The organism is Colwellia sp. PAMC 21821, from assembly GCF_002077175.1.
GTDB lineage: Bacteria > Pseudomonadota > Gammaproteobacteria > Enterobacterales > Alteromonadaceae > Cognaticolwellia.
Genome location: NZ_CP014943.1, coordinates 4,512,884 through 4,525,444, shown reverse-complemented (window position 1 = coordinate 4,525,444; position 12,561 = coordinate 4,512,884). Strand labels below are relative to the sequence as shown.

Below are 12,561 nucleotides of genomic sequence, written 5' to 3'. Positions count from 1 at the left end.
TTCATGTTATTACCACAAGAAATAATTCGCACCAAACGAAATGGTGGCTCACTCTCTAAAGAACAAATTCAAAGCTTTGTTGATGGATTAGTAACGCAAGATTTTAATGATGCCCAAGCCGGCTCTATGGCGATGGCGATTTTTCAAAAAGGCATGGAAACCCGTGAAATTATCGACTTTACCATGGCGATGAAAAATTCAGGTGATGTATTGTCTTGGCCAGAATTAGAAGGCCCAATAGTGGATAAACATTCAACGGGCGGTGTTGGCGATAAGGTTAGCTTTATGTTGGCCGCTATTGTTGCGGCTTGTGGTGCTTATGTCCCTATGATTGCAGGTCGTGGCTTAGGTCATACAGGTGGTACTGCAGATAAATTAGAAAGTATTGCTGGCTTTAATGTTCAGCCCAGCATTGGTGAATTTAAGCGTATAGTAAAAGATTTAGGTATGGCGATTATTTCGCAAACTGATAATTTAGCGCCTGCAGATAAACGCTTATATGGCATACGAGACATTACCGCTACGGTAGAATCTATTCCTTTGATCACTGCCTCTATATTGTCGAAAAAATTAGCAGCAGGGCTTGATACTTTGGTTATGGACGTTAAAGTTGGCAATGGCGCTATGATGTCAAATATTGATGATGCCAAAGCGTTAGCGCAAAGCATTGTCAATGTTGCTAATGGCGCAGGTGTTCCAACACAAGCTATTATTACTGATATGAACCAAGTGTTAGGTGCTACGGCTGGTAACGCTTTGGAAATGGCTGAAACGGTTAAATATTTAAACGGTACGCTGCGTGAACCTCGATTGCATGCTGTAGTCGTTTCACTTGCTAAAGCTATGTTAGTAAGTGCGAAAGTTGCAGAAAATGAAGATAAAGCCTTAGCAAAAATCAACAGCGTTTTGGCCTCTGGCGCCGCCGCTGAAATATTTAACAAGATGATTCATGCTTTAGGTGGCCCAAGTGATTTTATGGAAGATCCTTGGCGTTCTATGCAACGTGCCAACTGTATTAAAGATGTTATTGCCCTAGATCATGGTTACATTAATGGTATGCAAACACGTGATATTGGTTTAGCTGTTGTTGGCTTGAAAGGTGGTCGTACCGCTAATGGTCAACAAATTGATCATACTGTAGGTTTTGACCGAGTGTTGCCCATTGGCACGTTAGTTAACCGTGGTGATGTTCTAGCCCGCGTGCATGCAAATGATGAAGACTCAGCAAATCAAGCGAGTCAGCAATACCAAGCGGCTTTGGTTATTGGTGAAAAGCAAGCTGAGCAACCACCGGTTATCTATCAAACCATCTCTTCATAGTTGCTCATAAGTTAAACTTATACCAATTGAAATAAATAATCGATCATTTTAAGGCGGTTTACATCGTCAATAACTGCGTTGTTTTCAATCACACACGCCCGCTATTACTCGACAATTGCTCCTGCATTGTTCTACTTACGGGCATCCATGCCCTAATCAATCAAACGCCTTGCCTGCAGGGATAATGGTATGGACCCACTCCAACTTTATTTCCGGCCTCTTTAGGGCCAAAATGAAAGTGATAACAATCATTTATAAAAGCGGAGTGGATCAACATGAAGATTACTACAATCGGTTTAGACATTGCAAAATCAATTTTTCACATGTTCGCTGTGAATAAAAATGGGCGATTTGTAAAAAAGAAACAATTAAGAAGAAAACAAGTGTTGAGTTTCATGGCAACATTAGAGCCTTGCCTAATTGTAATGGAAGCTTGTGGCAGTGCGAACTACTGGGCTAGAAAATTTATTGAATTGGGGCACCAAGTAAAACTTATTGCGCCTCAATATGTAAAACCCTTCGTTAAAGGCAATAAAAATGATTATAACGATGCCGAAGGTATTGCAGAGGCAGCGCAACGCCCGACCATGAGGTTTGTGCCAATTAAATCGATAGAACAACAAGATATTCAAAACTTCCATCGACAACGTGAACGCATAAAGAAAGAACGTAAAGCATTAGCAAGTCAGATACGAGGCTTGTTAGGAGAATATGGCATTGTCATCAATAAAGGTATTTCTGCAATTCGCAATGAACTGCCGGATATTTTAGAGGATGCGACAAATGAGTTAACGTATTTAAGTCGGGAGATATTTAATGAGTTATGGCTTGAATTTCAAGTCACAGAAGTGAAGTTTAAAGCGTGTGAAGTTCGCTTAAACACGATGAATAAAGAAAATGAAATATGTGTTCGCTTAGATGAAATATTAGGTATTGGAGCAATCACAGCTAGCGCTACTTATGCAGCTGCAGGAGATGGAAAAGACTTTGTAAATGGTCGACATTTTTCGGCATGGCTTGGGCTTGTTCCTGGGCAGCATTCAACGGGTGGAAAGGCCACCTTACTCGGTATAAGTAAACGCGGTAATAGTTATTTAAGAACACTATACATCCACGGGGCCCGGGCAGTATTAAGGCACAGTGAAAACAAAACTGACCGATTTAGTTTGTGGGCACAAGCGTTAAAATCCCGACGAGGACACAACAAAGCATGCGTTGCTGTGGCGAATAAAATAGCAAGAATGGCTTGGGTAATAATGGCGAAGGGGGAAAGTTATCGCCCGGCTATATAAATAAAGCTCAAAACTGAAGCAAGTTAGATTGGTTTCAGTGATGAGATAACAGTAAAACCCTTTTACTTCAGTTGCAAAAGATAAATTAATCGGATGGTAAGATAGTCAGACTGGCTTGCACAAAACCTGGTACCTGCATTGGCTAATAAAAAAGCCGGAGGGATGATGAGGAGTGTGAGCGCAAACAACCATCGGGGCCAGAAGGTAAAAATCCTTCATAAACAGGCCGGATATATGAGAGCAATGATTTTCTCTTACATAACGATTAAATGTCTTGCAAACGGAGTGGGTCCATATATGCAGGTACTTATGTTTAGTCTGGAACAATAAACATGTATTCTTGAACAGTTTATCCTCGCTTAAAATTGGTCAATAACTTATTACATTTGGTATCATAAAATATTTTAAGATATAAAAAAACCGATGCAATAGCATCGGTTTTTTGTGAATATTTAATTAATATTAAAAGTTAAAACTAACGTCTACACCATATGTAGCCGGTGCGCCGTAGGCTTGAACATCAAAGAAATTGAAGTTCGAACCATATACTATGTACTCTTCATCCGTAATGTTTTTACCCCAAAGTGATACTTTCAGGTTTGAACGTTCGCCGACTTTAATATCAGATAAGGTTAAGCGCGCGTTGAGTAACTCATAACTTTCTGCTACTAACGTTGGATCTGATACAACAAATTGGAATTCATCAACCATGACATAGTTGGTATGTAATGAAACATTACCAAACTCCAGTTCTGCCAACGTCCAATTCATTGCAAGAGAGGCAGAGTAAGTTGATTCATCGGTAAATGCATCGTCAGAATACTTGGTATCAAGATAACCAAAGCTGGCGGTGAACGATAAGTCATCTGTTGCAGCAAATATCGCATCTACTTCAAACCCCGTGGTTTCTGATTTACCCGTGTTAAGTGAGCGACGGATACTGCCATCTAACTCTGTTTTTTGCAGATTACTGTTGTCATTATAAAAAATGGCAGAGTTAAGCATTAATCTGTCGTTAAACAGCATCGCTTTAGCACCAATTTCATAAGCGGTGGTATCTTCTGGATCTGCTGGGGTAAGTGTACCTTCATAATTAGCCTCGCCTAAGTTGGCTGGATTAAGGTATGCAAATCGATCGATTGCGCCAGGATTATAAACACCTGCTGCATAACCTTGGGCTATACTTGCATAAACGGTTAAATTATCATCCATGACATAGTTAAGTAATAAAGAGCCAACGGTTTTTGACCAATCTTCCTCAGCATGAAGGTCATTTCTTAACATGGCGTCATTTTCTGCCCGGTTAGTTAATGATCTCTTATCTTTGGTATATCGCAAACCAGCAACTACATTTAACTCATCTGTTAATTTATAATCAACATTGAAAAATAGGGCGTTTGAATCAGCTGTCACACTGTAGAAACCACCAAACGGCAACGCATCTGGAAATAATACGTTAGCCCCTTGTCCGGTAAAAATACCTATGTTCCATGGGTTGTTTTCATCACCTTCTTCGGTGAAATAGTAATAACCTGCAACGTATTTTAAATCGCCTTCTAAGAATTCACCTAATAGTTGAAACTCTTGAGATTTCTGTTCTTGCGATTTTACATTGGTGTAATGAAAACCGGGAATAGCAATGGTATCGGTTACATCAACACTTGGCGGTGAGGTAGTAAAGTCTAATGCAGGGGCAAAATAAGCGCCACCATCAGTATCAACACCTTCACTTAAATCAGAACTGTAGCGGCGAATAGAGCTGATTGATTTGAACATATGGTGCTCAGCAAAGTCCCATTCGAGCGTTAAATTATGACCTTCAATATCAACATATTCTCGACCATGATTATCCAATTCGAATTCTGTTTGACGGCTTGGGCCATGCTCGTTAGCTGCCATCATAGCAAAGACATTACCGGCATATAACTTTCCGGTGCTTAAATCTACAGTGGGTACTCTCGGGTCAGTAAAGGCAGAACGCACATTACTGATTTGGACTGGAATAGATACTGAACTGGCATCGGTGCGGTCATAACTATAATCAACCGTGAAATCATCACCGGCATAACGCAAAGCTACGCGCACAGCATCGAGTTCTTCAGCACCTAAGTTTTTCTCTTTCGCGCCTTCAAAGGTGTTAGTTGCCCAACCGTCATGTTCCCCGGTCATGTAAGTGATTCTTGCAGTAAAATCACCAAAAGCGCCGGTATCAATAGAGGTAGTTGAGTTGAATAGACTGTTTGAACCCATGGATAATTTTTGTTTAAATTCAAAATCTTCAGCAGGCTTACTCGTTACTAGATTCAGCGCACCACCTGTGGTGTTTTTACCCCATAATGTACCTTGAGGACCACGTAAAACTTCCATGCGTTCTAAATCAACGATATTAAAAACGGCACCAGCGTTACGCGCTAAATAAACACCGTCTAAATAAATACCTACTTTCGGGTCGATAGCTAATGAAGGCTCTGCTGTACCTAAACCACGAATATTCATCCCAACATTAAAAGTACTACCATAAGGGGGGAAAACTCTGACATTAGGTGATAAGTTATTTACATCACTGATATCTTCAATACCCAAATTTTCAAGCGCTTCTTCGTTAAAAGCAGTAATGGCAATAGGGGTTTCTTGTAGTGTACTAACACGCTTTTGTGCGGTAACAGAGATGCGTTCAATACCTTTTATCTCGCCTTCATTCACGCCAGATTGTTCTTCGGCTGCAAACGCTTGGCCAGAAATAGCGCAAGCAATTGCGAGTGCCAGGGGCTTTATACTGAGATTGGATGCAAACTTATTATCATTAATATTCATTCCATTTCCTCTGTTGGGTATTATTTTGCAGGAAAAGACATTTATCAATTACATCCAACTCTATTCAAATATAATCCTAGTAGAGTGGAAATGTCTAAACCGTAATATTTTTTATGTTTTTAAACTGCTATTGAAAGTATCGAGAACGGCTATGTTGAGCATCACGCATTTGGACTATGTATAAAATTAGGCCAAAATTTAAAGGTGAAATGAATCAGTTGGCGAAGAATTTTTTTTAAACCTATGTTCTAGAAAATACAAAAGACGTTAGGAACACCGGATGAACAAATATATTTTATGCCTGTATCTTCTGAAATAAACGCTGTACGTATTATTGAGCCTATTGATGTTATTACCTTTACGAGTCGTTTAACCTGGCCCAAAAGTATTGCCAGCGCTCATTTAAATTCTGCTAATGAAACACAAGTAGCAAAAATATAACTGAATAACCTTGCTAGATAAGGTAATTAAAATCGGTCATAAGTCACGTTTCGTACAGCGAGAAATATACTCAAATAAAGTAATAAATATATTCAAACAAAGCTCGCTGGTAGGAATTAATGATGTGAAGTTGAGCCTGTTGATGATTTGCATAAAGATAAATCACTTTTACAATACATCAGAATTATCGAGAACCTGTTCATTACGTTAGTTGGTTGCTGAAAATTGATATTGACTATATCCGATATTGAAGTTGTCGATAGCCAATAAACGGTCCACTGGATCGTTCATTTACGTTTAGCCATTGCTTCGATCATGCTTCGAAAATGCTCGATTTGATCAGCAAGAACACTCACGATACTGGCGTAATGATTGGCTAAAAATGTACAAATCTTTATATTACAGCGTCAAGCTAGAAAATATAACATGTAAAATATCAAGATGGGACGATGAGTATTGGGGGGGAATGTAGCGAGTACTATTAATCGATAGCACTCGCTGATTACTTGTCTGGTTATTCAATAAACGACATCTATGTTTTAAATAACCTACTTAGATGAATAATTCGTTTCTCCTTAGAAGTTAAAACTAACGTCTACACCATATGTGGCTGGAGCACCGTAAGATTGAGCATCAAAGAAACTGAAATTAGAGCCAAAGACCGTGTATTCTTTATCAGTAATATTTTTACCCCACAGTGAGACTTTAAGGTTCGAACGTTCACCGACTTTAATATCAGATAAGGTTAAACGTGCGTTGAGCAACTCATAGCTATCAGCCACTAACGTTGGGTCTGACGCACCGTATTGAAATTCATCAACCATGACATAGTTGGTATGTAAACTTAGATTACCAAATTCTAGCTCAGCCAGTGTCCAATTCATGGCAACAGATGCAGTGTAAGTTGAAGCGTCAGTGACGGTATCATCAGAATAATCAGTATCAAGGTAACCGTAGCTTGCGGTGAATGATAGGTCATCAGTTGCGGCAAATATGGCATCTACTTCAAACCCAATGGTTTCAGACTCACCTGTATTAACTGAGCGACGTATACCACCAACAAAGACAGTTTTTTGTAAGTTAGTGTTGTCATTCATAAAGACAGCAGAGTTAAGCATTAAGCGGTCATCAAATATCATCGCTTTAACACCAATTTCATAGGCAGTAGTATCTTCAGGATCTGCTGGTGTAAGTCCCTTCGAAATCTGCTTCCCCTAAATTTGCAGGATTAAGGAAGGCGTAGGGGCTTTTTGTACCTGGATTATAAACACCGGCGGCGTAACCCTGCGCGACACTTGTATAGATAGTTAAGTCTTCATTCATTACATAGTTAAATAATAATGAACCGACTGTTTTTGACCATTCTTCAGAAGTACTGAGGTCGTTACGCAACAGCGGATCATTTTCGGCAACATTAGTCAATGACCGCTTATCTTTGGTGTAACGCACACCTGCAATCACGTTTAGTTCATCAGTTAATTTGTAATCAACATTAAAGAATAAAGCGCTTGAGTCTGCCGTAACACTGTAGAATACGCCAGCAGGCATGGCTTCTGTAAAGGTAAAAATTTGACCACTTGGTAGCAAAGCTGAGAGGGTCCATGGGTTATCTTCTTGACCTTCTTCAGTGAAATAGTAGTAACCAGCTACATATTTTAAGTCACCTTCTAAGAACTCACCCAACAATTGAAATTCTTGTGATTTTTGTTCTTGAGATTTGACGCTACTGTATTGAAATGCAGGAATAGCGATAGTATCAGAACCATCGAAAGCGGTTGCAAAATAAGCACCGCCATCGGTATCGGCGCCTTCACTTAAATCTGAATCATAACTGCGAATAGAGCTGATAGACTTGAAGGAATGATGGTCTGAAAAGTCCCAGTCAAAAGTCAGGTTATGGCCTTCAATATCAACGTACTCACGACCGTGATTATCCAATTCGAATTCTGTCTGGCGACTTTTGTCATGTTCATTAGCCGCCATCATGGCAAAGACATTGCCGTTATAGGCTTTAAACGTTGATAAATCGATAGTCGGTATAGCAGGGTTAGTCGCGAAATCTCTAACGTTACTGATTTGGACCGGTATAGAAACCGAGCTAGCATCAGTGCGGTCATAGCTATAATTGACCGTAAAGTCATCACCAGTATAACGCAATGCAATTCTCAGAGCATCAACGTCTTCAGCGCCTAAGTTTTTCTCTTTGGCCCCTTCGAATGTATTTTTAGCCCAACCGTCATGTTCACCTGTCATATAAGTGACTCTGGCGGTAAAGTCACCAAAAGCGCCAGTATCAATAGAGGTAGTTGAATTAAACTGACTATTTGAACCCATAGTGAATTTTTGTTTAAATTCAAAATCTTCGGAAGGTTTACTGGTCACTAAATTCAGCGCACCACCGGTAGTGTTCTTGCCCCAAAGTGTACCTTGTGGGCCACGCAAAACTTCCATGCGCTCTAAATCAACAATATTAAAAATGGCGCCAGAGTTACGTGCTAAATAAACGCCATCTAAATAAATACCTACTTTAGGATCGATAGCTAATGAAGGCTCAGCTGTGCCTAAACCACGAATATTCATCCCAACATTAAAAGTACTACCGTAAGGTGGAATAATTTTAACATTAGGTGATAAGTTATTTACATCACTGATATCTTTAATGCCTAGGTTTTCTAGCGCTTCTTCGTTAAAAGCGGTAATGGCTATAGGCGTTTCTTGTAGGGTGCTAACACGTTTTTGGGCAGTAACAGAAATACGTTCAATACCTTTAGTTTGGCCTTTTTCAACTAAAGGTTGATCTTCAGCTGCAAGTGTTTGACCAGATACAACGCATGCAATGGCAAACGCTAGCGGCTTAATTTTGAGATTGGATGTCGAGTTTTTATCATTAATATTCATGCCAGTTCCTCTAATGGGTTCTATTTGTTTTATTTATAGTCATAAGCATTTTCTTATTACAACTTTCCCTTCTATGCGTTAACTATCATGAATAAAAAGGTCATGCTTAAAACATTATTTTTATGCTGTTGTACTTTTTTTGAACGCCTATTGAAAGTAACGAGAAGTAATGTTTTGAACATCACGCATTTGGACTATAGAGAAATAAAGGCTAGTGCTTTGGTTGAAGTAGTGTTGTCTTTTATCAATAAATGCTTATACCAATCTCACTAATTGTCAGCTCATATTTACTGATTAAAATAGTTGAGTACTATATTATTTCACATGAAAAACAATCACTTAAGGTTGTGTGTGTGAATGAAATAGAACAGATGATTAATGAAATTGGTATTACTTTTTAATCTACGATTCTGCTTTAATATTTTTTTCAATCGCAAAGGGCTGTGCGTTAATCGTACACATTTGATAGTTGGTGGCAGTAGTATTTGTTGCTAACCAAACAAAAACAGCAGCAGGGATTTCGGGAGCAGCACTACAGTTACTCAGTGCCAAAACACCTTTTTCGCCAATTGTTTCTTTCAGTGTTTCAGTGGTGATAACACCAGGATTAACGGTAAATGCTTGTATTCCTTGCTCACCCAGTTCTCGACTAAGGACACCAGAAAGACGAGATACAGCGGCTTTACCAGCACCGTAGCCATAGCCCCAGCCACCCTTATCGGCTGCAAAAGGTGGATCTTTCTCTCCAGCACCTGATGTAATATTGATCACAACCCCAGCACCTTGTTCGAGCATGGCAGGCATCAGCTTACGGGTTAATATAAAAGGCGCTAAAATGTAGCCCTGTGCAACGCGCTCTAGGGTCTCAGGCTGTAATTCCATGAAGGTATGATTAAGATCAGCTCCCTGGTAGATGGCATTATTGATTAATACATCAACACGGCCATAGTGATCTAACACCTGTTGTGCGGCATTAATTACCGAGTTGTTGTCTAGCAAATCCATGCGAACCACCAGCACTTGTGCGCCTAATTTCCTTGCAGCATCCGCAGTTGCATTGAGAGAACCATCGAGTGGTCGGCCATCGGCTTTACGCACACTATGCTGAAAAACTTCCCCAGTTTCTAATGTTCTTGCACTAATCGCTAAATCGAAACCTGCACGAGCAAAGGCAATAGCAGTAGCCCGTCCGATACCCCGGCTGGCACCGGTAATAAATGCAATTTTTTTCATAACACCCTCGTTTTAGTATGTTCGACAATAAAGTTAATTTATTAATTCTATTATTTGCTATTACACGGGCAACCTTTGTTTGGACTATTGCTCCAGATGGCTATTAATAAATCACTACTATCGCTATTTATCCGAGTACTAGTTCTAAGCAGATTATTGGAATCATATTACTTAGTCCATATTGACGATGAGAGATTATGGCTATTATGAAAATCTGATGTTAAGCAAGCTGGTGAGCTTTAACCACGCGAATTGTGTGCTAACTATATCAAGGATAATTACCATGAGTGTTCCAAATAAAATTAATATTACAGGTGTCGCTGATGACTTTCTAACGTCAGACGCAATTCGACTTATCGAATCGGCCGAGGCCTTAGTTCCTGTTCTGGCTGCGCGTGCAAACGCCACAGACGCCGCTGGCAAAGTGCCTGAAGAAACTATAAAAGACCTCATTGAAGCGGGTCTGTTCCGTGTATTACAACCTAAACGCTGGGGAGGTTATGAACTTGACCCACGCGTATTTTACATTATTCAAATGACCTTAGCACAAGGCTGTATGTCAACGGCATGGATATATGGTGTTATTGGTGTTCACAATTGGCAAATTGGCTTATTTGATGAAAAAGCTCAGATAGAAGTATTTGGTGAGGACACCACAACGTTGATTGCTTCTACATATATGCCAGCAGGCAAAGCGGAAAAAGTGGAAGGTGGTTATCGTTTTTCTGGTCATTGGGGATTCTCCAGTGGTGTTGAACATTGTGAATGGATTTTTCTAGGCGGGTTATTACCCAAATCACCCGGTAGTAACGAGTTAGAACATGTCACTTTTTTATTACCCAAGTCTGACTTCAAAATAGTAAAAAATTGGGATGTGCTGGGTTTAAGAGGTTCTGGCAGTCATGATATTGTTGTCGATAATGTTTTTGTACCTGAACATCGTACGCATCAAACAAACGACTACAGTGATGAGGCCTGTGCTGGACGTGCAGTGAATACCAGTTGGTTATATAAAGTACCGTTTATTCAAGTCTTTCAACGCGCAGTATCTACGGCTTGTATCGGGGCACTTGAAGGCGCGATTACTGAGTTCCGAGATCGTTGTTTAGCCCATATTGGTAAACATGGCGGCAAGACGGCAGAAGATGTTAATGCTCAAATGGCGGTTACTGAAGCGATGATCACTACCGATCAACTTCGTTTGGTACTGTTTCGTAATTTCGAACAGATTGCCAATAAAGTTAAGGCCGGTGAAATCATGCCAGTAGAAGATCGTTTACTACAAAGAGCCCAGTCATCTGTTGTACCAAAACTTTGTGGTGACAGAATAAATGATATTTTACGTGCTTGTGCGGCATCAGGTACTTATAAAACTAACCCTATTGAACGAATATTCCGTGACATTAACCAAGCCCGTGGACATATTGCAAATAATACGGATGCTTACATTCGTGCACACGGTACTGTGATGCTAGGTTTACCTAATGCAGATCCCTTTGTGTAACCCAAGGAGTCGATATGTCTCGTTACCATAATCTCACCGTTGCAGAAGCCATCAAGGAGACCGCAGACGCGTATTCCATTTTGTTTGATGTGCCTGCAGCGTTAACCGAGCAATTTAAATATCAGCCCGGGCAATTTATCACTCTTAAATTGCCTTATGAAAGCGAATACCTGCAACGTTGTTATTCGATGTCTAGTACGCCAAGCCTTGATAAAGGGTTACGCGTTACGATAAAAAGAGTTGATGGCGGGCGTGGCTCGAACTGGATTTGCGATAATCTTAGAGTCGGTAGCACGATAGAGGTAATGCAGCCTGCAGGGCTATTTGTCCCGAAAGATTTATCTGAAGATCATCTTTTATGTGCTGGTGGTAGCGGCATAACACCTGTGTTATCGATTTTGCGTCATGTATTAACCCATGGTACAGGTAAAGTTCGATTAATTTATGCCAATAGAGATGAAGCCTCAGTTATTTTTAAAGAGGCAATCAAAACACTGGCGGCTGATCATGCCGATCGTTTTGAAGTCATTCACTTATTAGATTCATTGCAAGGTATACCGTCGAAAAAACTACTGGTTTCGTTAGTGAGTGGCATGCAACAAGGGCGAGCATTTATATGTGGTCCCGGGCCATTTATGGATGCGATGGCAAATGCACTTAAACTGGCAGACATGCCTGATGAGCAAGTTCATATAGAGCGATTTGTTAGTGCAGCTGAGCCTAAAGATGTAAATACAGCTGTAAATGATGAGTTAACTATTGATGAAGTAGTAACACCGGCGGCAACTGTGCTACTTGAAATCGACGGTGAACATCATGTTATTCCTTGTGAAGCAGGGCAAACCGTTCTTGATGCGGCTGAAAAAATAGGTATTGAATTGCCTTACTCTTGTCGCGAAGGTATGTGTGCTTCGTGTATGTGTGAGGTCATTGAAGGAAGTGTCAAACTCAATAATAACGATGTACTTGATGAAAGAGATTTGGCCAACAAATTAACTTTAAGTTGCCAAGCTGTGCCTCTGACCACTGAGGTTAAGCTCAAATATACCTAGATAACGC

General features: G+C 40.2%; 9 protein-coding genes. 5 read left to right on the top strand and 4 right to left on the bottom strand.

The annotated features are described in order from the left end of the window. Positions 1-3 precede the first annotated feature (3 nt). Positions 4-1,320 (top strand): thymidine phosphorylase, encoded by a 1,317-nt coding sequence (deoA, locus tag A3Q33_RS18905; RefSeq protein ID WP_081181404.1) that lies wholly within the window; start codon positions 4-6, stop codon positions 1,318-1,320. A 275-nt stretch (positions 1,321-1,595) separates the two neighbouring features. Then, positions 1,596-2,612 (top strand): IS110 family RNA-guided transposase, encoded by a 1,017-nt coding sequence (locus tag A3Q33_RS18900; RefSeq protein ID WP_081178157.1) that lies wholly within the window; start codon positions 1,596-1,598, stop codon positions 2,610-2,612. A gap of 462 nt (positions 2,613-3,074) precedes the next feature. Here the strand turns inward: A3Q33_RS18900 and A3Q33_RS18890 are convergent, their stop codons facing one another. Beyond that, a complete protein-coding gene (locus A3Q33_RS18890) occupies positions 3,075-5,426 on the bottom strand; it encodes a TonB-dependent receptor (protein WP_081181402.1) in 2,352 nt (783 codons plus the stop codon). Between the two features lie 297 nt (positions 5,427-5,723). Between A3Q33_RS18890 and A3Q33_RS20665 the strand changes: the two genes are divergently transcribed. Continuing rightward, a complete protein-coding gene (locus A3Q33_RS20665) occupies positions 5,724-5,867 on the top strand; it encodes a hypothetical protein (RefSeq protein WP_155866809.1) in 144 nt (47 codons plus the stop codon). A gap of 575 nt (positions 5,868-6,442) precedes the next feature. Here the strand turns inward: A3Q33_RS20665 and A3Q33_RS21010 are convergent. The 3 genes from A3Q33_RS21010 to A3Q33_RS18880 form a co-directional block, all read right to left on the bottom strand. Further along, positions 6,443-7,006 carry a TonB-dependent receptor domain-containing protein gene (locus A3Q33_RS21010; protein WP_286160896.1) on the bottom strand — a complete coding sequence of 188 codons (564 nt, stop codon included), beginning with the start codon at positions 7,004-7,006 and terminating at the stop codon, positions 6,443-6,445. 34 nt (positions 7,007-7,040) lie between these two features. Then, positions 7,041-8,765, bottom strand: a complete 1,725-nt coding sequence (locus A3Q33_RS18885) for a TonB-dependent receptor (protein WP_286160895.1) — start codon at positions 8,763-8,765, stop codon at positions 7,041-7,043. A gap of 402 nt (positions 8,766-9,167) precedes the next feature. Continuing rightward, on the bottom strand, positions 9,168-9,998 hold the full coding sequence (locus A3Q33_RS18880) for an SDR family NAD(P)-dependent oxidoreductase (protein WP_081181400.1): 831 nt from the start codon (positions 9,996-9,998) through the stop codon (positions 9,168-9,170). 283 nt (positions 9,999-10,281) lie between these two features. Here A3Q33_RS18880 and A3Q33_RS18875 point away from each other — a divergent pair, with 283 nt between their 5' ends. Together A3Q33_RS18875 and A3Q33_RS18870 are read left to right on the top strand one after the other, a co-directional pair. After that, positions 10,282-11,502 (top strand): acyl-CoA dehydrogenase family protein, encoded by a 1,221-nt coding sequence (locus A3Q33_RS18875; RefSeq protein ID WP_081181398.1) that lies wholly within the window; start codon positions 10,282-10,284, stop codon positions 11,500-11,502. 14 nt (positions 11,503-11,516) lie between these two features. Beyond that, positions 11,517-12,554 (top strand): ferredoxin--NADP reductase, encoded by a 1,038-nt coding sequence (locus tag A3Q33_RS18870; RefSeq protein ID WP_081181396.1) that lies wholly within the window; start codon positions 11,517-11,519, stop codon positions 12,552-12,554. Positions 12,555-12,561: the final 7 nt, after the last annotated feature.